The sequence below is a fragment of the Streptomyces otsuchiensis genome (assembly GCF_004305975.1).
GTDB lineage: Bacteria > Actinomycetota > Actinomycetes > Streptomycetales > Streptomycetaceae > Streptomyces > Streptomyces otsuchiensis.
Map to the genome: position 1 here is coordinate 1 of NZ_BHZI01000074.1, position 21,555 is coordinate 21,555.

Annotated in this window: 18 protein-coding genes; 10 read left to right on the forward strand and 8 right to left on the reverse strand. The window is 73.2% G+C overall.

What is annotated here, in order from left to right; genetic code table 11:
• The 4 genes from E0D90_RS09495 to E0D90_RS09510 all read left to right on the forward strand — a co-directional run.
• Positions 1-817: aldo/keto reductase (locus tag E0D90_RS09495; protein WP_130797343.1), on the forward strand; the 817-nt coding region annotated here is incomplete at its 5' end.
• Positions 818-846: 29 nt separating this feature from the next.
• Positions 847-1,950, forward strand: coding sequence for a methyltransferase (locus E0D90_RS09500; protein ID WP_103500474.1), 1,104 nt, complete (start codon positions 847-849; stop codon positions 1,948-1,950).
• A 306-nt stretch (positions 1,951-2,256) separates the two neighbouring features.
• Entirely contained in the window at positions 2,257-3,558 is a 1,302-nt protein-coding gene (locus E0D90_RS09505) for an MFS transporter (RefSeq protein ID WP_157996843.1), read from the forward strand.
• Between the two features lie 114 nt (positions 3,559-3,672).
• Positions 3,673-4,650, forward strand: coding sequence for a glutathione S-transferase C-terminal domain-containing protein (locus E0D90_RS09510; RefSeq protein WP_130797344.1), 978 nt, complete (start codon positions 3,673-3,675; stop codon positions 4,648-4,650).
• 151 nt (positions 4,651-4,801) lie between these two features.
• Here E0D90_RS09510 and E0D90_RS09515 read toward each other — a convergent pair whose 3' ends face one another.
• From E0D90_RS09515 to E0D90_RS09550, 8 genes are all read right to left on the reverse strand, one after another.
• On the reverse strand, positions 4,802-6,229 hold the full coding sequence (locus E0D90_RS09515; RefSeq protein ID WP_130797345.1) for a class II 3-deoxy-7-phosphoheptulonate synthase: 1,428 nt from the start codon (positions 6,227-6,229) through the stop codon (positions 4,802-4,804).
• A complete protein-coding gene (trpC, locus tag E0D90_RS09520; protein ID WP_103529175.1) occupies positions 6,226-7,020 on the reverse strand; it encodes an indole-3-glycerol phosphate synthase TrpC in 795 nt (264 codons plus the stop codon). The genes E0D90_RS09515 and trpC overlap by 4 nt, the downstream gene beginning before the upstream one ends.
• Complete coding sequence (trpD, locus tag E0D90_RS09525; protein ID WP_130797346.1) at positions 7,017-8,051, reverse strand: anthranilate phosphoribosyltransferase; 1,035 nt, start codon at positions 8,049-8,051, stop codon at positions 7,017-7,019. Before trpD ends, trpC begins: the two co-directional genes overlap by 4 nt.
• Complete coding sequence (locus E0D90_RS09530) at positions 8,039-8,623, reverse strand: anthranilate synthase component II (protein ID WP_227870100.1); 585 nt, start codon at positions 8,621-8,623, stop codon at positions 8,039-8,041. Before E0D90_RS09530 ends, trpD begins: the two co-directional genes overlap by 13 nt.
• Positions 8,620-10,095 carry an anthranilate synthase component I family protein gene (locus tag E0D90_RS09535; protein ID WP_227870101.1) on the reverse strand — a complete coding sequence of 492 codons (1,476 nt, stop codon included), beginning with the start codon at positions 10,093-10,095 and terminating at the stop codon, positions 8,620-8,622. Before E0D90_RS09535 ends, E0D90_RS09530 begins: the two co-directional genes overlap by 4 nt.
• A complete protein-coding gene (locus tag E0D90_RS09540; protein WP_103529173.1) occupies positions 10,092-11,420 on the reverse strand; it encodes a cytochrome P450 in 1,329 nt (442 codons plus the stop codon). Before E0D90_RS09540 ends, E0D90_RS09535 begins: the two co-directional genes overlap by 4 nt.
• On the reverse strand, positions 11,417-14,326 hold the full coding sequence (locus tag E0D90_RS09545; protein ID WP_130797347.1) for an aminotransferase class V-fold PLP-dependent enzyme: 2,910 nt from the start codon (positions 14,324-14,326) through the stop codon (positions 11,417-11,419). Before E0D90_RS09545 ends, E0D90_RS09540 begins: the two co-directional genes overlap by 4 nt.
• A 202-nt stretch (positions 14,327-14,528) precedes the next feature.
• Positions 14,529-15,482, reverse strand: coding sequence for a D-2-hydroxyacid dehydrogenase family protein (locus tag E0D90_RS09550; protein WP_103529170.1), 954 nt, complete (start codon positions 15,480-15,482; stop codon positions 14,529-14,531).
• Positions 15,483-15,696: 214 nt separating this feature from the next.
• On the opposite strand from E0D90_RS09550, the gene E0D90_RS09555 reads away from it, so the two are divergent.
• The 6 genes from E0D90_RS09555 to E0D90_RS27395 form a co-directional block, all read left to right on the forward strand.
• A complete protein-coding gene (locus tag E0D90_RS09555; protein WP_130797348.1) occupies positions 15,697-16,059 on the forward strand; it encodes a hypothetical protein in 363 nt (120 codons plus the stop codon).
• Positions 16,060-16,365: 306 nt separating this feature from the next.
• Positions 16,366-19,386, forward strand: a complete 3,021-nt coding sequence (locus E0D90_RS09560) for an AfsR/SARP family transcriptional regulator (protein WP_130797349.1) — start codon at positions 16,366-16,368, stop codon at positions 19,384-19,386.
• A gap of 310 nt (positions 19,387-19,696) precedes the next feature.
• On the forward strand, positions 19,697-20,035 hold the full coding sequence (locus E0D90_RS09565; RefSeq protein WP_103500464.1) for a hypothetical protein: 339 nt from the start codon (positions 19,697-19,699) through the stop codon (positions 20,033-20,035).
• Positions 20,036-20,146: 111 nt separating this feature from the next.
• Positions 20,147-20,440 carry a hypothetical protein gene (locus tag E0D90_RS09570; protein WP_103500463.1) on the forward strand — a complete coding sequence of 98 codons (294 nt, stop codon included), beginning with the start codon at positions 20,147-20,149 and terminating at the stop codon, positions 20,438-20,440.
• Between the two features lie 80 nt (positions 20,441-20,520).
• Positions 20,521-20,895, forward strand: coding sequence for a hypothetical protein (locus tag E0D90_RS09575; protein WP_130797350.1), 375 nt, complete (start codon positions 20,521-20,523; stop codon positions 20,893-20,895).
• A gap of 71 nt (positions 20,896-20,966) precedes the next feature.
• A partial coding sequence (locus tag E0D90_RS27395) for a hypothetical protein (RefSeq protein ID WP_227870102.1) occupies positions 20,967-21,555 on the forward strand: 589 nt, incomplete at its 3' end.

The following is a 21,555-nucleotide window of genomic DNA, read 5'->3' on the forward strand; positions in this document are numbered from 1 at the left end:
GCCCCTCAACGACGGAACGTCCCTGCCCCAACTGGGGTTCGGTGTCTTCCAGGTTCCCGACGAGGAGGTGGACGAGCCGCTGGGCGTGGCGATCGAGGCCGGGTACCGGCTGATCGACACGGCCGCCGCCTACGGCAACGAGGCGGGGGTCGGCCGGGCCATCGCCCGCAGCGACGTGCCGCGTGAGGAGTTCGTCGTCACCACCAAGCTGTGGAACGACGCCCACGGCTACGACGCGACGCTGCGCGCCTTCGACGCCAGCATGGACCGACTCGGACTGGACTACCTCGACCTGTACCTGATCCACTTCCCCCGGCCGGCGCTCGGCGCCTACGTGGACAGCTGGCGGGCCTTCGAGAAGCTTCAGGCCGACGGCCGCATCCGCTCCATCGGCGTCTCCAACTTCGGCCCCGCCGAGCTCACCCGCCTCGCCGAGGAGTGCTCGGTGACCCCCTCGGTCAACCAGGTCGAGTTCCACCCCCTCTTCCTGCAGGAGGAGCTGCGCGCCGACCACGGGCGGCGCGGTGTGGTCACCCAGGCGTGGAGCCCGCTCGGCCGCAACCAGGGACTGCTCCAGCACCCGGTGGTCACCGGCGTCGCCGAGGCGCACGGGCGCGGGCCCGGCCAGGTGGTGCTGCGCTGGCACCTGCAGCTCGGTGTGGTGGTGATTCCCAAGTCCTCGCGGGCGGACCGTATCCGGGCCAACATCGACCTCTTCGACTTCGAGCTGAGCGAGGAGGAGATGGAGCGGCTGAGCGGCATCGGCCACACGATGCGCTGCAACCCCGTTCCCGGAACCCTGTTCGACGTGTCCTGACCTGCCGATACGTGTACCGGAGAGAAGCGATGACGACACAGCACCGTACTCCCACCCTGCCCGGCACGGCCGGTACCGCACGCGTCCCCGGCCCCGGCGGGCTCCTCGCCCGCACCGACCTCGCCGGGGTGCTGTTCGGGGCGGGCGCCTTCCAGATGCTCAACGCCGGCTGCGAGCTCGGCGTGTTCGAACTGCTGCGGGACAAGCAGGCGCTGACGCCCGAGGAGATCGGCCCGGCGCTGGGCCTGGAGGAGCGCCCGACCGAGATCCTGATGCTCGGGGTGACCGCGCTCGGCCTGACCACGGTGACCGACGGCCGGTACCGCAACGCGCCGGTGCTGGAGGACATGTTCGGCGACGGTTTCTGGGAGATCTTCCGGGACCTGGTCGCGTTCGAGGCGCACGTGGTCTACGCGCCGCAGGCCGATCTCGCGGAGAGCCTGCGCACCAACACCAACGTCGGCCTGGCCCGTTTCGCCGGCGAGGGAGACGACCTCTACCACCGGCTGGCGGCCGACCCCTCGATGGAGCAGCTCTTCTACCGCTGCATGCGGTCCTGGTCGCGGCTGACCAACCCGGTCCTCGTCGACAAGGCGGACCTGTCCGGCACCCGCCGGGTCCTCGACATCGGCGGTGGCGACGGTGTCAACGCGATCTCCCTGGCCAAGGCCAACCCCCGGGTCGAGTTCACGGTCGTCGACCTCCCGGGCGCCGTGGCCATCGCGGAGAGGAAGATCGCCGAGGAGGGGCTGTCGGACCGCATCTCGGCCCACGCGTGCGACATCTTCGACTCGCACTACCCCGGCGGCCACGACGCCGTGCTCCTCGCCAACCAGCTCGTCATCTGGTCGCCGCAGCAGAACCTCGGCCTGCTCCGCAAGGCGTACGAGGCGCTGGAGCCCGGTGGGAAGGTGATGATCTTCAACGTGATGTCGGACGACCGGGGTGACGGCCCGCTCTACTCCGCGCTCGACAACGCCTACTTCGCGACCCTGACCGCGCCCCGCAGCAGGATCTACCGCTGGACGGACTACGAGGAGTGGCTGGCGGAGGCCGGGTTCGGGGAGATCCAGCGGCTTCCCGGCGACACCTGGACGCCGCACGGGGTGATCAGCGGCGTCAAGCCACGGTGACGATGCCCGCCCCCGCGCCGGTCCACGCGCCTCTGCCCGTTCGCGGTGGGGGCGCGTGGGCGCGTTGGCGCGTTGGGCGCGGGTGAGTGGTGCGGCGCGCGGGTGAGGCGCGCGGGGCGCGAGCGCACGGCGCCCGTCAGCGGCCGAGCGCTCTTCGGTAGCGAAGAGAGCACTGAGAGCGGCCCTGGCTAGCGTCGTGAGCAACCCGGCGGCCGGCGTTCCACGTCCCGTTTCCGTGGCACGCGGCCGCCGGTGTCAGAACAGCAACCGACGGCGATTTGGGGTGCCCCTGTGCCGAGTGATCCCTTGCCCCGCAGCCTTCTCACGCTCTGCCTCAGCCAGGGCGTCGGCGCGATAGGTCTGGCCGCCGGAGCGGCGGCGGGACCGCTGCTCGCCGAGGAGATCGGAGGTTCCGCCGCGCACGGACCGGCGGCCATGGGCGCCCTGGTGGTGGGCTCCGGGCTCTCCGGCCCCGCCGCCGCCGCGCTGATGCGCCGCTTCGGACGGGTACCAGGGCTGGCGGTCTGCTACCTCACCGCCGCGCTCGGCGCGCTGATCGTGGTCCTCTCCCTGTCCTGGGGCTACGCCGCGCTGCTCGCGGGAAGCGTGCTGCTGGGGGCCGGTACCACCGCCGCCATGCTGGGCCGCTTCCTCGCAGCGGACCTGGTCGAGGACGGACGCCAGGCGCAGGCCATGGGCCGCGCGGTGGGCTCGCTCACCGTGGGCGCGGTCGCGGGCCCGGTGCTGCTGGGGCCGTCGGGCGCGCTGGCCGAGGCGTTCGGCTTCGACCGGCTCACCGGGCTGCACCTGATAGCCATGGTGGTCTTCCCCCTCGCGGCCCTCATCTGCGTGCCGCTGCACGCCACCTCGCGCCGTGCCGGCTCCGCCCGGGCGGACCGTGAGTCCGCGGAAGACGCGGCCGAGGAGGCGCCCGCCGACAAGCGGACGCAGACCGGTTCCCCGGCGTCCGCGGGACGTTGGCGGCAGTCACGCTGGCTGCCGCTGGCGGTCCTGGCCACCGGCAACATCTCGATGGTCGGGATCATGGGCGCGGCTCCCGGCCATCTCCACCACCACGGCTGGGACCTGAACGCGGTCGGATTCCTGATGGCGGCGCACATCGGCGGCATGTTCGCCCTGTCCCCGGTCTCCGCCGCGCTCTGCCGCCGCCTGGGGGCACGTCAGACCTCCGTCCTGGCGGCGGTTGCCATGGTCCTCACCCTGCTGCTGGGGGTCTCGGGACTGGGCCGGGCCTCCGACGTGCTGCTGGTCTTCCTGGCGGGCGCGGCCTGGAACATGCACCTGGTCAGCGGTAGCGCCTGGCTCGTCGAGGTCACGCCGCGGCCGCTGCGGCACCGCACGGAGGGGCTGGGCGAACTGGCCATGGGCGCCACCGCGGCCGTCGGCACCTTCGCCCTGGCCGGGCCGCTGCTGGCGGCGGGCGGGCTGGCCGCCATGTGCGCGGCACTCGCGGTGGTCAACGCCGGAGCCGGCGCGCTGTTCTGGCTGAGCCTGCGGTCCGGACCACCGCGGCTTCCGGACCCGGAGAGCCGCGAGGTGGCCCCGGTGACGTCCGGAGCGGAGCCGCAGCACGTTCCCCCTCGCTGAACCCGGGGCACGGCGTCCGGTGTCCGACCAGGGCCGGGCGGCCCCGGCCACGGCTCCCGGTGTCCGACCTCCGGGAGCCGCACCATGGAAGACCCACCACGAAACAGGAGCAACATGAGCGAGGACACCTCGGTGATGTCCGCGACCCGCTTCAACGGCCGGATCCGCCGTAACGGCGGCGCCTGGCCGGTGGAGGCGGGGCGCTACCGCCTGCTGGCGAGCCGGGCCTGCCCGTTCGCCGGGCGTTCACTGATCGTCCGGAGACTGATGGGACTGGAGCCGGCGATCTCGGTGGCCTTCACCGACCCGCTCCAGGACGAACGGGGCTGGCGCCTGCCCGCGCCCGACCCCGTGCTGGGCATCCGCTTCCTCAGCGAGCCCTACTTCGCCGCGGCGCCGGGCTACGACGCCGGGGTCAGCGTGCCGGTGATGGTCGATGTCCCCAGCGGCAAGGTCGCCACCAACGACATCGACACCCTCTCGATCGACCTCGCCACCGAGTGGGGCGAGCACGCCCGGCGCGGCGCACCCGACCTCTACCCCGAGGCGCACCGCGCGGAGATCGACGAGCTGAACACCGACGTCTTCCACAATGTCGCCATCGCCGTCTACGAGGCGGGCATGGCGGAGACCCAGGAGGCGTACGACAGCGCCTACCAGCGGCTCTTCGACTGCCTCGACCGGATGGAGGAGCGGCTGACCGGGCGCCGCTACCTGGTGGGCGACACCATCACCGAGGCCGACGTCCGGCTCTTCAACTCCCTGGCGCGCTTCGACGCGATCTACCACGGCTACTTCAAGTGCAACCGCAACCTGCTGGCCCAGATGCCGGCGCTGTGGGCGTACGCCCGCGACCTCTTCCAGACACCGGGGTTCGGGGACACCGTCGACTTCGACGACATGAAGCGGCACTACTTCACAGTGCTGGACGCCGGTAACCCCCACCACATCGTGGCCGGCGGGCCCGACCTCTCCGGCTGGCTCGCCCCGCACGGCCGTGACGCGCTGGGAGGGCGGCCCTTCGGCGAGGGCACCCCGCCGGGGCCGCCGCCCGCGGCCGAGGCCGTCCCCCCGGCCGGACGCCCGGGCTGACCGGCGGCGCGGGAGCCGACCCGTACGTGCCCCGGGGCCGGGAACCGTCATCGGTTCCCGGCCCCGGGGCACGCTCCGCGTCCGCCGCCACCGCGGCTTCCCGTCCTGTCCGGCGAGGAGCGTCGCGGGGTCGGGGGGCATCAGAGACCGCCTAGGTCGCCACCTGGTGGTGACGCCGTAGCAACTCCGCCACCCGAAAGGCCAGCTCGACCGACTGCACGGCGTTGAGCCTGGGGTCGCAGACACTCTCGTAGCGCAGCGGGAGCTGCTCCTCGACCAGCTGCTGGACGCCACCCAGGCACTCGGTCACGTCCCGGTCGGTCAGCTCCAGATGGAGCCCGCCGGGCACGGTGCCCTCGGCCCGGTGCACCGCGAAGAAGCCGGCGATCTCCGCGAACACCGTCTCCAGGTTGCGGGTCTTGCGGCCGGTGCCGGTCGCGACGGTGTTCCCGTGCATCGGGTCGCAGGACCACACCACCTCCCGGCCGCTGTCCCGCACCGCCCGGACCAGCGGCGGCAGCAGCGCCGACACCCGGTCCGCCCCGAGTCGCGTGATGAGCGTCAGCCGGCCCGGCACGCCGGCCGGGTCCAGCCGCTCGCACAGCTCGACCACCTCGCCCGGCGTGCTGGACGGGCCGACCTTCACCCCGACCGGGTTGGCGACCCCCGAAAGGAACTCGATGTGCCCGCCGTCCGGTTGCCGGGTTCGTTCCCCGGCCCAGAGCATGTGGGCGCTGGAGTCGTACCAGCTGCCGGGCTCGGCGCCGGGCCGGGTGAGCGACTGCTCGTACTCCAGCAGCAGCGCCTCGTGCGAGGTGTAGAGCGGGGCGAGCTGCGCCCCGGTGTCCTCGGCGCCGCAGGCGGACATGAAGCGCAGCGCCCAGGAGATGTCCTCGGCCGCGTCCCGGTAGCGGTGCGCGGCCGGGCCTCGCCGCACGAACTCCAGATTGCGCGCGTGCAGTTGGGACAGGGCGGCGAACCCGCCCTGGGTGACCGCCCGCAGCAGGTTCATGGTCACCGACGCGTGCCGGTAGGCGCGCCGCATCCGGTCCGGGTCGGGTGTGCGGCCCTTCACCGCCGGGTCGTTGACGATGTCCCCCCGGTAGGAGGGGATCTCCGCCCCGCCCACCCGTTCCGTCGGGGAGCTGCGCGGCTTGCCGTACTGCCCCGCCATCCGCCCCACCTTCACCACGGGCAGACCGCCCCCGAAGGTGAGGAGCACGGACAGCTGGAGGATCAGCCCGACCCGGCCCCGCACGTCCTGTTCGTTGGCGGAGGCGAACCGTTCGGCGCAGTCACCCGCCTGCAGGAGGAAGGCCCGCCCGGCGGCGACCTCGGCCAGGTCACGTCGCAGCGCGTCGGCCTCCTGGTGCAGGACCAGGGGCGGCATCGCCGTCAGCTCCTCCACCACCTCGCCGACCGCGGCCGGTTCGGGCCACTCGGGCTGCTGGGCCGTCGGCAGCCGCCGCCAGGACCCGGGCGTCCAGCCCGGTGGCGGGAGGTGCGGTCGCCCGGCGGCGGTCACCGGCCGCCGCCGGGTGGTGGCTTCGGGTGTGCCCGTCACCTGGCTCGTACTCATGCCTGTCTCAACTCCTCGATCAGTGCGGCCGGTGTACCGGACCGCATGAGGGCCTCCCCGACGAGCACGGCGTCCGCGCCGGCGCGGCGTACGGTCGCCGCGTCCGCGGCGCCGCCGACACCGCTCTCGGCCACCACCAGCCGGCCGGAACCGGCCAGCGGCGCGATGCGCTCGGTGAGTGAGAGGTCGAGCGAGAAGGTGCGCAGGTCCCGGTGGTTGACACCGATGACCGTCGCCCCCACCTCCAGCGCGACCCGGGCCTCCGCCTCGTCGTGCACCTCCACCAGCGCGGTCATGCCCAGTTGCTCGACCAGGGCGACCAGTTCGGCCAGCCGCTCCGCGGACAGCGCGGTCGCGATCAGCAGCACCGCGTCGGCGCCGCACACCCGGGCCTGCCACACCTGGTAGTCGTCGACGACGAAGTCCTTGCGCAGCAGCGGCAGATCACTGTGCGCCCGTACCTCCCGCAGATGTTCCGGCGAGCCGCCGAAACCGTCCCGGTGGGTGAGGACCGAGATCGCGGCGGCTCCTCCGAGCCGGTACGCCGCCGCCCGTTCCGTGGGCCGGTAGTCGGTGACCAGCGCGCCCTTGACCGGGCTGCGGGGTTTCAGCTCGGCGATCACCGAGAGGCCGGGGCCGCGCAGTGCCTCGGTGAAGTCCCTTACCGCCGGGGCGGTCTCCGCGGCCTCGCGGAGCGCCGGTTCGTCCAGCAGGGCGCGGTCGGCGGCCGTCTGTTCACGGGCCTGGGCGACCAGCCGGTCCAGCAGGGCGGGCGCCGCGGTGCCGCTCACGCCGTGGCCCGGGCGGACTCGGCGGCCAGCCGGTGGGTGAGGTCTCGCCACCGTGCCAGCAGTCGGGCCGCGTTGCCGCTGTCCACCGCCAGCGCGGCGGTCTCCAGGCCGCTGCGCCAACTCGTCACGTGTCCGGCGGCCTTGAGGGCCGCCGCCGTGTTGAGCAGCACCACGTCCCGGGCGGGCCCCCGCTCGCCGTCCAGCAGCCGGGTGACGATGCCGGCGTTCACCATGCGGTCGCCGCCGGTCAGTTCCGACCGGTCACAGTGCGGCAGACCCAACTCGGCCGGGTCGAGCCGGTAGTGGGTGCGCCGTCCCTGGTGCACCTCGACCACGTCGGCGGGTGCGCTGGTGCTCAGTTCGTCCATGCCGTCCATCGAGTGGAAGACCATCGCGTGCACCAGGCCGAGACGGCCGGCCGCCTCCGCCATCGGGGCGACCAGGTCCGCCTGCGGCACCCCCATGATCTGGCGCGAGGGACGGGCGGGGTTGGTGAGAGGGCCCAGCAGGTTGAAGACGGTGCGCGCCCCCATCTCCCGCCGCGCCTGGGCCGCGTGCCGGAAGGCGGGGTGGTAGAGGGGAGCGAACAGGAAGCCGATCCCGACCTCCTGGACGCAGCGTCGCGCCGCGTCGGGCGGCAGACCCACCACCACGCCCAGCTCCTCCAGGATGTCCGCGCTGCCGCAGCCGGAGGAGACGCCGCGGTTGCCGTGCTTGGCCACCCGGACTCCGCAGGCCGCGGTGACGATCGCCGCCGCCGTGGAGATGTTGAAGGTGTTCAGCCCGTCGCCACCGGTGCCGCAGATGTCCAGCACATCGGTTCCGGCGTGGACCTCCACGGCGTACTCGCGCACCGTGCGCGCGAGTCCGACCAGCTCGTCGACGGTCTCACCGCGCGCGCTGAGCCCCATCGCGAAACCGGCGATCTGGGCCTGGGTGGCCTCTCCGCGCATCACGATGCCCATGGCGCACGACGCCTCGGCCTCCGTGAGCTTCGTTCCTCCGGCGAGTTTCCTCATCACATCACGCATGCTGCGCTCTCCAGGAAGGTGGCGATCAGTCGTCTCCCGTCGGGGCTGAGCACCGACTCGGGGTGGAACTGCACTCCGTAGGTGGGGTGGTCGCGGTGTCGCAGGCCCATCACGGTGCCGTCGGGCGTCCAGGCGTTGGGGACCAGCGCGGACGGCAGCGACAGCGGGTCGACGACCAGCGAGTGGTAGCGGGTGGCGGTGAACGGCTGCGGCAGCCCGGCGAGTACACCGGAGCCGTCGTGGGTGATCTCCGAGGTCTTGCCGTGCGTCGGCGAACCCCGCACCACCGTGCCGCCGAACGCGGTCGCGACGCACTGGTGCCCCAGACACACCCCGAGGACGGGGCGGTGCCCGCTCAGCGCGCGGACCGCCGCCACGCTCACACCCGCCTCGGCGGGGGAGGAGGGCCCGGGGGAGATGAGCAGCAGGTCGGCGGTGGCCAGCTCCTCCGGGGTGACCGCGTCGTTGCGGTGCACCACCGGGTCGGCGCCCAGCTCGGCGAGGTAGTGGACGAGGTTGTAGGTGAAGGAGTCGTAGTTGTCGATCACCGCCACCCGCGGCCCGGCGGTCACCTGTCCGCCTCCGCGTGCCGTACCGCGGCGAACATCGCACCGGCCTTGTGCAGCGTCTCCTGGTACTCGGCGGCGGGATCGGAGTCGCCGACCACCCCGGCGCCCGCCTGTACGTGGACCCTCCCGTCGGAGACCACCAGCGTCCGCAGGCCGATGGCGAGGTCCAGCCGCCCGCCGGGGCCGAGGTGACCGATGGCACCGCCGTACACGCCGCGGCGCTCGCCCTCCAGCTCGGCGATGATCTCCATCGCGCGGATCTTGGGCGCCCCGCTGAGCGTCCCGGCGGGGAACGCGGCCCGCAGGGCGTCCAACGCGTCGCGACCGGGGAGGAGTTCGCCGTCAACGGTCGACGACAGGTGCATCACGTGCGAGAAGCGCTCCACGTCCATCAGCCGGCTGACCCGCACCGAGCCCGGAGCGCACACCCTGCTCAGGTCGTTGCGTCCCAGATCGACCAGCATCACGTGCTCGGCCCGCTCCTTGGGGTCCGCCAGCAGCGCGGCCTCCAGCTCCAGGTCGTCGTGCTGGTCCCCGCCGCGCGGCCGGGTACCCGCCAGCGGACGGGTCCGCACCCGCCGGCCCTCGACCCGTACCAGCAGCTCCGGTGAGGCGCCGATGACGTGCCGCCCGCCCCCCAGACTGACGTGGTACATGTACGGCGAGGGATTGATCGCCCGGAGCTGCCGGTACAGCGCCCGTGGGTGGGCACGCAGCGGCTTGCTGAACCGCTGGGAGAGCACGATCTGGAAGGCGTCACCCGCGGCGATGTACTCCCGTGCCCGCCGCACCCGCCGCTCGAACTCCGCGCGGCTCACCTCGCACCGCCAGCCGTCGGGCCCGGCCCGGCTCTCCGGCGCCGCGAACGGCCGGACCGGTGCGCCCTCGTGCGGCCCGGGGGCGGCCAGCCGCCGCTCCATCTCGTCCAGCCGCGCCACCGCCTCCCGGTACTCCTCGTCACGGGGCCGGTGCGCGGTCATCAGCAGCAGCCGCCGGGTGGCGTTGTCGATGGCCACCACGTCGTCGGCGATCAGGAACGCCGACTCCGGCACGCCCGGCCCGGGCCCCGGCGGGACCGGCAGCCGCTCGAAGTGCCGCGCCGCCTCGTAGCCCAGGTAGCCGACCGCGCCCCCCTGGAAGGGCGGCAGCCCCGGAAGGACGGCGGCGCGCTCCGCGAGCAGCGGGGCGAGTGCCGTCAGGGGGTCCCCTTCGGTGACCGGCGCGGGGCGGGGCCGGTGCCCCACGTAGGACCAGCGGGCGACGGCCGTCCCGCCGACCGGGACGCTCTCCAGCAGGAAGCCGGTCTCCCCGTCCGCGCAGAGCCGGTCGAACACCGTCGCCGGGGTCAGCGCGTCGGCCAGGAACTCACGGTAGAGGGGCACCACCGGGTGGTCCCGTCCCAGCGCCCGCGCCGTGTCGCGGTCCGGGACGGTCACCGCCACCGGAGCGCGCGGCGCCGCCACGGCCCCCGTCACCGCAGGCTCCGCACCAGACAGCGGGCCTGGTCGGCCGGCCCCATGAAGATGCCCTGCTGACGGGCGCGCGGCACCGGGCCGAGCGGGTCGAGCCGGATCTCGGAGACCGCCATGGCCAGGATCATCCGCATCTCCGCGAGCGCGTACCCGCGCCCCACGCAGGTCCGGGTGCCGCCACCGAACGGGCCCCACACGTACTGGTCGGGCTGCTTCCCCAGGAACCGCTCCGGTGAGAAACCCAGCGGGTCGGCGTAGAGGTCCGGGCTGCGCTGGAGGACATGCGCGCAGTGCACCAGGATCGTGCCGCTCGGCAGTAGGTAGTCGTCGATCCGCAGCGGCTCCGAAACCATCCGCACCCCGTTGAGCGCGGAGACCGGGTGCAGCCGCAGCGCCTCCATCACGGTGGCGTCGACGTAGTCGAGGTCGCCGAACTCCTCACGCGCCAGCGGACGGTGCCGGAAGCGCCCGCCGACCTCGGCCCGCAGCGCCCTCTGCACCCGCTCACTGTGCATCACCTCGACGAACGCCCAGGCCAGGGTGTTGGCCGTGGTGGAGAAGCCGGTGTACAGCAGGCTGAAGACCTCGTCCCGGACGACCTCGTCCGTCAGTGACCCGTCTCCCTCGGCGGCGTGCCGCAGCAGCGAGGTGAGGACGTCGTCCCGGCCCAGCGCCTCCGAACGGGCCAGGTGGCCGGGCATCCGCTCGGCGACGAACTCGCGGACCGCGTCGTCCGCCGCCAGCATCTCGTCCCCGGTGAACCGCGCGTTCTCGGTGCGCGGCAGCAGCCGGGCCAGCGTGCGGCGGTCCGCGGCGTCGAAGTTGCCGCAGACGACCTCGGTGATCACCTCGCTGGTCAGCTCCTGGAGCGCGGGGAACAGCTCGAAGGGCGTGTCCCGGGGCCACGCGGCCAGGTGGCTGTCGACCGCCTGCGCGATGATCGCCACATAGTCACGGTTGCCGCTGAAGGCGGGGTGCAGCTGGGAGCGCCGCCGCCGGTGGGCGCGGCCGTCGATGTAGCCGACCGACTCCTCCATGGTCCCGAAGAACACCTGGTTGGCGTGGGCGCCGCTGGTCATGCTCGCCGGCGCCGTGTACATCGCCTGCAACTGCTCCGGCCTGGTGAGGAAGACCCACTCTCCCCGGTGTTCGACATCGACCAGGCCCTCGTTGCCGAGCGAGCCCAGCCGCAGGGTGAAGGGAGTGCCGTACCGGCGCGACGCCTCCTCGACACAGGCGAACGGGTCCCGCTCGAACCACCCCAGCTGGTCGGCGGCCGGAGCGTCCGGGCCCGGTGGGACGGACTGAACCTCGGTGGTGGTCCTCATGACGCGATACTCCTCTCCACATGGTCGCGCTCAAGCGTTTCCCTGGCCCACTCCAGATCGGTCATCAGCCGGTCGAGCACCGCCGCGTCCGTCCGGTGGTGCATGACGCAGACGCGCAGGACGGTCCCGTGGCCCGGCAGGCTGGATGTGGACAGATAGACGTTGCCGCGTGAGTTGATCAGTTCGCACGTTCGCTCGTTCAGCCCGTCGGCCGCCGTGCCGCCACCGGCGGGCCCGAGCCGGAAGGTCACGGTCGGCAGGTGCGGACGGCCGCGCGGTACGACGGTGACGCCGTCCAGCGCCGCCAGCCGCGCCGCCACGTCGTCCGCGAGGTCCAGCGTCCGGTCCAGGGCCTCCTCGAAGGCCCGCAGTCCGTGCAGCCGCAGCGGCAGCCACGCCGTGAGGCCCCGCACCTCGCGGGTCACCTCCGGCCCGTAGTTCATGAAGTCCGGGCGGTCCTCGTCGTCGGACAGCTCCGGGATGTAGGCCGCGCCGGGAATGGCGAAGGCCGCCTTGAGGGTCTCCTTGCGGCGGACCAGCAACGCCGAGTTGCCGTGCGGCAGGAACAGCGACTTGTGCGCGTCCACGGCGACCGAGTCGGCCTGCCCGGTGCCCGCCAGCAGCTCCCTGCCCCGCGCGGTGAGCCGGAAGAAGCCACCGAAGCAGGCGTCGACGTGCAGCCACACGCCCCACTCGCCGCAGAGCGCGGCGATCCCCTCGATGTCGTCCACCGCACCCGTGTTGGTGGTGCCGGCGGTGGCCACCACACACGCCGGCGTCACGCCGTCGCGCAGGTCCCGCTCCACCATGGCGCGCAGCGCCGCCAGATCCATCCGGCACTCCGCGTCCACCGGGACGGACCGCACCCGGTCCGCGCGCAGCCCGGCGAGCCGGGCCGCCTTCTGCACCGAGAAGTGACCCTCGGCGGAGACGTACACCGCCGACCGGTGCCGCTCGTCCTCGGCTATCGGCTCCAGCGCGCAGCGCAGCGCCATGAAGTTGGCGATGGAACCCCCCGTGGTCAGATAGCCGAAGGACCCCTCCCCGTACCCCATCGCCGTGCAGAACCAGCGCACGACGGCGGTCTCGATCTGCACGAAGCCCGGCGCCGCGGCCCACGCGCCGGCGAACCGGTTGAGACTGCGCGCCACGAACTCGCCCACCGCGCCCTGGAACAGGCCGCCCGAGGGAACATGTGAGAGGAATCCCGCGTGGGCGTGGAGCATCCCGCTGGGCAGCGCCTGGTCGAAGACCTGGTCCAGCAGATCACTCAGCTCGGTCCCCTCGTACGGGGCCGACGCGCCCTGCGGCCCCAGCGGTCCCGCGCCGACCCGGTCCAGGTCACCGAACGAGGCGGGGAGACCGCCCTTCGCCAGGTCGCCCTGGTACGCCGCCAGCCGCTCGGCGACCCGGTCCAGCAGCTCCTTCTCCTGGTCGGGACTGAGGGACAGCCCCTGGCCGGCGGGCACCACCGACACCTCCGCGGCATGGTCGCGCCGCGTGACGGCGGCGGCGTACGCGTCGATGATCAGCTCGGCGTCCCGCACCGGATCGAGCCGTGCGCACAACTCGTCGAGCAGGGCGGACTGCCGGGCGTGCCGGGCCGTGACCTCGTGGTACGGCGTGTGGGTGAAGGCCACCGCGTGGTACAGCGGCACATACAGGTCCGGGTGCCGCCGGTGGATCAGCTTCTCCAAAGCGGTCCTGGCCTGGAACCCCGGACTGGCGGCGCTCCGCTTGAGTTCCGAGCTCATCGCCAGCGACAGGTCGGCGATGGCGTCACCGGCCGGCTTCCGGGTCCGGGTGAACTCGGGAAGGGTCACGTCGATGGCACCGACCGGGCCGTGCCGCCCGACGCTCGCGTCGTACAGCGACATCAGCGAGCGGACGTCCTCGAAGCTGCAGTTGATGCCCTGCCCGAAGAACGGGACCAGGGTGTGCGCGCTGTCCCCGAGCAGCACGGTCCGCTGATGGTGGTAGGGGAGGCAGCGAATCGTCTTCAGCGGCGCCGGCGAGACCGCGAGCACGTCGGAGGCCAGCGACGGCAGGAACTCCACGACGTCGGCGAAGTGCTCGGCGAACAGTTCGTTGACGGCCTCCGGGGAGGTGATCGTCTCCCAGCTCGGCTGTTCCGGATCGGGATGGGTCAACGGCATCCACAGCCCCGCCGTGTAGGTGCCGTCCGTGTTGGGCTGGGTCATCAGCATGAAGTGGCCCCGCGACCAGATGTGCAGCCCGTGCTGCTCGCTGCGCGGTTCCGCCGGGTCCCGGTGGGCGCGCAGCAGCGTGTGCCCGCCGTCCTCGTCGGCGGGCAGCCTGACCTCGACGAAACCGTCGCCGAAGTGGTCCTGCGAGACCTGCATCCGCGCTCCGGAGCGGGAGAGCACATGGCGCACCATGCTGTTGGCCCCGTCGCAGCCCACCAGCAGCTCCGCGTACGCCTCGGTCACGCTCACACCCCGGACCGCGAAGGTCGCCCGCGGTATTGAGGGATCGGCGCCGACGAACTCGTGGTGGAAGTGGAACCGGGCGCCCGCGTTCTCCGCCCTCTGCAGCAGCAGCTCGTGCAGGCTGCCCCGGGGAATGGACAGCAGGTGGTGCTCGGGGCCCGAGCCGTAGGGCTGGTACGAGAGCGTGCCGTCGGCGGCGTGCACGATCCGCTGCGGAAGCGGAACACCCCGCCCGTACAGCAGCTCCAGCAGGTCCTCGTCGAGGGAGTCCATGCCGCGCTTGGTGAGCGTGAGATTGAACGAGTGCCCCCGGGCGGGAGGGTAGCTGCGGATGTCGGGGCCGCGTTCGTAGACGTCCACCTCGAAGGAGCGCTTGCGCAGCTCGATCGCGACGAGACATCCGACCGGCCCGCCTCCCACGACGACCGCCCTCAGAGAACGTGAATCTCCTGGCATCGATGTCTCCTCCCGGTCCGGCTGAAAACTGGGGCCTGGAGAAGGAACTTAGGAACGTGGTCTCTCGCCGGTCTCTCTCTTCTCTCTCCCGGTGCGCGTGTAGCGGGAGAGAGCGGCAGGTCGCGGGGAGGGCGGCGGGCGGCGGCGCCCGCGCCGGCCGGGCGGGCGGTGTTCGCGGTCCGGTGGCGCCGCGGGCGGTGTCTCAGGCGGAGAGGACCCGGACCGGGGTGCCGGCCGTGTACGCGGCGATGTCTTCGGCGGCCTGGCCGTAGAACACCCGGTAGGTGCCCTCGGTGACGTAGCCCAGATGCGGGGTCAGCAGCAGGTTGGGCACGGTGCGCAGCGGATCGTCGTCCGGCAGCGGCTCGTGGTCGTAGACATCGAGTGCCGCACCCGCGATGCGGCCCTCACGCAGCGCCGCCGTCAACGCGGCCGTGTCCACCACCGGGCCACGGGAGGTGTTGACCAGCAGCGCCGACCGCTTCATCCAGGCCAGCTCCCGTGCCCCGACCAGACCCCGGCTGCGCGCGCCGAGCTTGTAGTGCACGCTCACCACGTCCGCGGTGCGGAAGAGCGTCTCGCGGTCGACCGGTTCGGCACCCGCCGCCCGGGCCCGCTCGGGATCCAGCCGGCTGCTCCACGCCAGGACCCGCATTCCGAACGCCGCCCCGACGGCCGCGACCGGTGTACCGAGCCGGCCGAGACCGACGACGCCGAGGGTCGCGCCGTGCAGGTCGGTGCCGATGGTCCGCTGCCAGCCGCCCCGCCGCATCGCCGTGGTCTCCTCGGGCAGGCCGCGGGTGAGCGCCAGGACCAGCCCCCAGGTCAGCTCGACGGTCCCGTGGGGAGCCCCCTCGGTGCCGCAGACCGTCACGCCGTGCGCGGCGGCCGCCTCCAGGTCGATCGCGGCGTTGGCCATGCCCGTGGTGACCAGCAGCTCCAGCTCCGGCAGACGGGCGAAGAGCGCCGCGTCGAACGCGGTCCGCTCGCGCATCGCCACCACCGCCTGCCGCCCGGCCAGCCGCGCCGCCAGCGCGTCCGGATCGGCGATGTGCTCGTGCACGAAGTCCACGTCGCCGCGCCCCGCACCGAGCGCGTCCCAGTCGGCGAACCGGTGGGCGGCACGCTGGTAGTCGTCCAGGACCGCGATGCGCATGGCTGCTCCTCAGATGGCGGGATCGGGACCACCGGCGGATTCAACACCACCGGCGGCGACGGAGGACGCCGCGTTCCGCCGTCCGGGCGGCTCGGTCGCCGGGCGCGTCGGACCGGTGACCCGGGCTGGGGAGCGACGCGCGGGGGAGCGAGCGTCTATCTTCGGTCCCAGCAGTACCCGCCGGGGGGCGGGTGCGCATCCGGAGGGGCCGGTCATGGAACGAACTCCCGCGTCGTCCGACATCTCACCGCGTGCCCGTGCGCTGATCGAACAGGACGATCCACGGGTCGTGGCGGTGGACCGGCGCCTCGCGCCCGAGCTGCCGCCGTCCTTCTCGCCCGACCAGCGGCACTACGCCGCGGCCGTCGCCGTCGCCGCGCTCGACATCGAGGGGCAACGCGGGCTGCCCTCCGGCAGCGCTGCGGGCGGACGGCGGCCGCGTCAACCTCGCGCCCCGCGCCGGCGGCGCGACCCGGCGATGGAGCGGGTCGGACTCGTCGTCACCATCGTGCTCTTCGCGCTGGTGCTCGGCGTGCTGGGCGCCGGCGTGGTGTGGCTGTGGACCCTGGTCCTCTAGCTCCTGACAGCCGCTGTCGCGCACCGGGCCGGGGGGCCACGCGGACCCGCGGTGGCGCCCGCCTGACGGGGCGTAACCGCTTTCCCGCCCGCCGGCGGCCCCGGAGCGCACCGGTCAGCAGGCGGGCTTCCACCCACCCGCGGGAGCGCGTAACCCCTCCCATGTCCGGACGTGTACGGTTGCCTTCCGGCACTGTCCGTGATCTGACCGGTCGCGGCGGCCGTCCCTGTTCAGAGGGCCGGTACCGTGCCGACAAGGGGGTGGCACCCGGTTTCCCTCCAGCCGGGTACCGGGGAGGTGACGAGCGTGAAGATCCGGCTGCTGGGCCCGTTGGAAGTGCTCTCCGAGGACGGGGAGCCGTCCACGGTCAGCGCACCGATGCTCCGCGCGCTGCTCGCGGCCCTCGCGCTCCGGCCGGGACAGGTCGTGCCGGCGGGAGAACTCGCCGGGCAGCTGTGGGGCACCGACCTGCCGCCCAGCGCCCGCACCACCCTGCGCAACTACGTCATGCGACTGCGGAAGGCACTGCCCGAGGGCCGGATCCGGACGGCCGCCGGCGGCTACCAGCTCGTCCTCGACGAGCAGGACACCGACCTCGGCGCCTTCCGTGAACTGCTCACCCGCTCCCGCGCCCTGACCTCCTCCGCGCCCGCCGAGGCGCTGGAGATCCTCGAACGCGGACTGGGCCTGTGGCGCGGCACCCCGCTGGAGGACACCGGCGACTGCCCCCTGCGCACCTCCGAGCAGGCCCGCCTGGAGGAACTGCGGCTGACCGCCGTCGAGGAGCGCTTCGACCTCAAGACCGCGCTCGGCCTGCACAGCGAGATCATCGACGAGCTGACCTCCGCCGTGCACCACCACTACCTGCGCGAACGCCTCGCACGGCAGCTCATGCTCGCGCTGCACCGCTGCGGCCGGACCGCCGACGCACTGGTCGTCTACCGCACCGTCCGCGAGCGGCTCATCGACGAACTCGGCCTCGAACCGGGCCTGGAACTGCGTCAGCTGGAGGAGTCGATCCTGCGCGACGACCCCGAGCTGCGCCGCCCCGCCGCCCCCGCGGCCTTCCCCACGGGCACCGGCCCCGTGCGCGGGCCGGTCATGCCCAACTTCCCCGCCGCCATTGCCACGTTCGTCGCGCGCGACGCCGAACTCGCCCTGGTACGGCAGCGGCTGGCCGACGCCGCGACCGCACCCGGGATCTGCCTCATCGACGGCGCCGGCGGCGTCGGGAAGTCCGCGCTCGCCGTACGTGCCGCGCGCGGCGCGGCCGAGTTCTTCCCCGACGGACTGCTCTACGTCGACCTGCGCGGAGCCGATCCGCACAACCCCGCCCTCGCGCCCGAGTCCGCCCTGCGGCTCCTGACCTCGGCCCTCTCCGTCCCGCTCAAGGACATCCCGCAGGACGTCGGCCGCGCCACGGAGCTGTACCGCGAACGGCTGCGCGGACGGCGCGTGCTGCTGCTCCTCGACAACGCCCTGGACGCCGAACAGGTCCGCCCGCTGCTGCCGGCCGAACCGGGCAGCGCCGCCCTCGTGACCAGCCGCACCATGCTGGCCGGACTCGCCGACGGCCACCACGTCCACCTCGGCCGGCTGGCCGACGACGACGCCGTACAGATGCTCCGCTCGACCGTCGGCGGCGCGGGCGCCAGCGGCCGCCCCGAGGAGTGGTACGAGCTGGCACGCGTCTGCGGGCAGCTGCCGCTCGCCCTGCGCATCGTGGCCACCCGGATGGCGGCCCGCCCCCGCTGGAGCCTCAGCGACTGGATCGCCGTGCTGCGCGAGGAGCACGGCCGCATGGAGCAGCTGCGGGTCGCCGACCTCGACCTCAGGGCCAGCCTCATGGTCAGCATCGACCAGCTCGCCGACAGCGAGAACGAGGTCGACCTCCGGGCCGCCTGGCTCTTCCCCCGGCTCGGTGTCGCCTCGCTGCGCTCCTACACCGCGGCCACCGCCGCCGCGGCGGCCGGCTGCACCCCCACCGAGGCCGAGGAAGCGCTGGAACGCCTCACCGACGCCCGGATCATCGACAGTCCCCGGCCCGGCGAGTACACCCTCCACGACCTGCTGCGCTCCGCGGCCGCCTGGCAGGCCGACCGCCTCGACCCGGAGGAGGCCCGCGCCAGCCTGGCCGGGCTGGCGTCCTGGTACCTCGGCGCCCTCAACTCCGCCATCCTCACCTTCCAGGTCAACGAGGTCTACCACGACCGCTGCCGCGCCGCCGCCGACCGCTTCCCGGCGACGGCACACCACAACGGGTACGAACAGGCCTTGAACTGGCTGGACTCCGTGCGCGAGGACGTCCTCCTCCTCGCCGAACAGCTCTCCGCGCCCGGCTACGACGAGGGCACCCACCTGGCGGGGCGCCCGCTCTCCACCTTCGCGCGCGAGGCCGCGCTCGCGATCGAGCCCTACTTCGGCGTCCGGCTGGACTGGCGCGACCAGGAGCGGGTCTGCGACATCGTGCTGCGGGTGGCCGAACGCCTCGACGACACCTACGGCGAGGCCGTCGCGCTCTCCCAGCTCGGCCGCGCCGCCGGCCAGCAGCAGGACAGCGCGCGCGGCACACGGCTGCTGCGCCGCGCGGACCGGCTGCTGGGCGCGCTCGGCGAGAACGACTACCGGCTCACCGTGCTCAGCAACCTCGCGGCCTGCCTCGCCATGGGGGGCGAGACCGAGGCCGCCCGGGCCGCCGGTGAGGAGGCACGCGAGCAGGCGAGCAGGCAGGGGCTCGTGGACACGGAGGTGTCCGTCACCTGCAACCTCGCCTACAGCTACCTCAAGAGCGGCGACGCCCGGCGCGGTCACGAACTGGCCGTCCGTGCCCACCGGCTGTCCCGGCTTCCGTACTCCCGCACCATGGTCAGCGGCATCTTCGCCGAGTACCACCTCGGCCGCCGCGAGTACGACCAGGCGGCGCGCTGGGCGGAGCGCGCGATGCTGCACGCCGCCGGACACGTCCTGGACCCCTACACCACCGCGCACATGCGCGGCCTGCTGGCCACCGCGCTGCGCTACTCGGGACGCGAGGCGGCCGCCGACAGCCACAACGACCAGGCGCGGGCCGAGGTGGACGCCCTGAACCGGCGGGAGAACAAGAGCATCCGGCTCTACTACGTCGACGGCCCGGTCCCCGGCGCCCGCGCCCACGGCGAGGGGGACCCGCCGCCGGTCGAACCCGGTCCGCTCACCGTCGTGCCGCTGGAGTCGATGGGCGAGCTCTCCTCGCTGTTCCCGGAGCCGTCCGGGTCCTCACCGTCGGACGAGGAGCGGAGCGGCCGGGGCGACACCGGACGTCCGCGCCGCGGCGCCGTCGGCGAGTAGCCGTCCGGCGCCACCACCTGCTCCGGCGCGTCCAGGGCGCGCCTTCGCGTTGATGTCCGCCGCGGTGGTTCGTGCGCCTTGTCGCGTGCGCCCCATCGCGTGCGCACCGGAGCGTTCCGGCGCTGCGCGACACCGGCGGAGATGCCCGTCGCCGCCCTCCCCGCCCGGTGCCACGTCGCGGATACGGAACTGATACGGCCGCCGCGTAGCGTCAGTGGTTCCTGCCGCAGGCCGTGCTGCCCCGGCGCGTCGTGACATCGCACCGACCGCCCGAGGGGGCCGGCCCACGCGGCCCCACGGAGGAGGAAAGATGAGCGAAGAGGTCAAGCTCAGCCCGGAGGAAGCCACCCGGGTGCAGAACATCATCGACCAGGCGTTCGAGGAGATGGAGACGGTCTCCCGGGAGGTCGCCGCCAACGCCGGCCAGGTGTCCGCCGCCTACCAGGGCGGGGGCACGGCCCAGGCCGGCGAGAACTACGAGGGGCTGGGCCGGTTCGGCGGGCTCCTCGCCGAGACCCTCAACGGGCTCGCCGCCGACCTCAACGTCACCGTCAACACCGGTGTGGAGACGGACTCGCAGGCCGAGAGCCTGATCCGCAACGCCGGCGGTGGTGGCGGGGCCGACGCCGGTATCGCGGCCGCCATCTGACGCAGGGCCCGCCGGCGCCGCGCCGCGCCGGGCGTCATCGCCCTCGCCCCGGAGACCGCCCGGGGCGAGCGCCGCAGGACCTTTCGACCACCACACGGGAAGAGACGACCCATGGTCATCCAGTTCACCAACGCGGGTTTCGAGAACCTCCACAGCGCCACCGCGAAGCAGCGCGAGGAGTGCGAGCGCATCTGGGAGAACGTCCGCAGCTCCCTCTACGAGCTCACCGAGCAGGGCCTCGTCGACGAGCAGATCCGCGGCGCCCTGCTGGACCGCGACACCGAGTTCCGTCGCCTGGCCACCCGGTTCGACGAGGACGTGCAGAGCAACTCCACCGCCATGCGCAACGTTCAGAACACCGGCATGGAGGGCGGCCAGGCCATGGTCAACGTCCTGCGCCGCTGACGCCGGACGTCGTCGAAGGGGGACAGCCACGCCGGTCGCCACCGTGACCGGAGGAAGACCGAAAGGGAGGGGGACGGTACGTGGACGAGGAGAACATCACTCTCGACCCGGAGGCACTCGACGGCGCCGAGTCCGATCTCAGCGGCCGCAACGGGCTCTACGGGATGAAGGCGGCCTTCGCCGGCGTCGCTTCCTCCCGCGCCATGTTCGGGGACGTACCGAACGCGGAGGCGGCCTCGGCGGCGTTGGAGTCGGCGGCACACAGCCTGATCGAGCAGATCGAGCGGGCGGGGGGATCGATCGAGAGCATCGCGGCGGACGCCAGCACGGCCGCCGGGATCGCCCGCGGGACGGACGCCGAGGCGCATCGCGTGCTGACCTACGAGGAGCACCTCGCGCTGTCGTTCGAGGGACGCATCAACGACCAGCATTTCCACATCGAAGAAGGCCACTGACGTGGCGTGGCGCAGGCCCAGTCACCCAGCACGGCCGTGAGTGACCACCGGCCCGGGGGAGGAAACAGCAGATGACCGTGGACTCGGATTTCGGCGACGTGATCCGGCGTATCCGCAGCCCGCAGCACATCGCGATGGAGGCGGCCGCCTTCGCGTGGAAGCTGCTGGCCGAGGCCGCGACCGGTGAGGAGACGGCACTGGTCGGGGTCGCCTCCGAGGCGGCGGTGAACAACGGCGCCGGCCTGCTCGAACTCGCCGACGGCGTCGACAGCGTGGCCAGCTGGTCGGGCAACGCCGGCGGTTTCGCCGTGCAGATCGCGCAGCAGCTCAACGAGGCCGCCACCCGCACGGCGAGCGCGCTCTGGGAGGCCGAGGACGTCCACGGCCGGTACCAGGAGGCCAAGGAGGACCTCAAGGAGCGGATGGCCTCCGCCGACGGCATGGTGCTGTCCACCATCTCCGAGAACGGCCAGAACAGGAAGCAGGAACTTCTCCAGGAGGCCCGGGCGATCCTGACCGGTCTCGGCCATGACTTCGCGCAGGTCATCGGGGGTAACGCGCCCACTGCGCCAGGCGGTGGCGGCGGGGGAGGCGCCGCCTTCCCCGGCGGCGGTGGAGCGGCAGGGGCGGCGGGCGGGGGGGCCGCGGGCGGGGCGGCGG

Coding starts and splice junctions, on each gene's coding strand:
- E0D90_RS09540 (WP_103529173.1), bottom strand. CDS start 11,420: ATGAGGACCACCACCGAGGTTCAGTCCGTCCCACCGGGCCCGGACGCT.
- E0D90_RS09570 (WP_103500463.1), top strand. CDS start 20,147: ATGGTCATCCAGTTCACCAACGCGGGTTTCGAGAACCTCCACAGCGCC.
- E0D90_RS09500 (WP_103500474.1), top strand. CDS start 847: ATGACGACACAGCACCGTACTCCCACCCTGCCCGGCACGGCCGGTACC.
- trpD (WP_130797346.1), bottom strand. CDS start 8,051: ATGCGTGATGTGATGAGGAAACTCGCCGGAGGAACGAAGCTCACGGAG.
- E0D90_RS09510 (WP_130797344.1), top strand. CDS start 3,673: ATGAGCGAGGACACCTCGGTGATGTCCGCGACCCGCTTCAACGGCCGG.
- E0D90_RS09515 (WP_130797345.1), bottom strand. CDS start 6,229: ATGAGTACGAGCCAGGTGACGGGCACACCCGAAGCCACCACCCGGCGG.
- E0D90_RS09555 (WP_130797348.1), top strand. CDS start 15,697: ATGGAACGAACTCCCGCGTCGTCCGACATCTCACCGCGTGCCCGTGCG.
- E0D90_RS09550 (WP_103529170.1), bottom strand. CDS start 15,482: ATGCGCATCGCGGTCCTGGACGACTACCAGCGTGCCGCCCACCGGTTC.
- E0D90_RS09565 (WP_103500464.1), top strand. CDS start 19,697: ATGAGCGAAGAGGTCAAGCTCAGCCCGGAGGAAGCCACCCGGGTGCAG.
- E0D90_RS09545 (WP_130797347.1), bottom strand. CDS start 14,326: ATGCCAGGAGATTCACGTTCTCTGAGGGCGGTCGTCGTGGGAGGCGGG.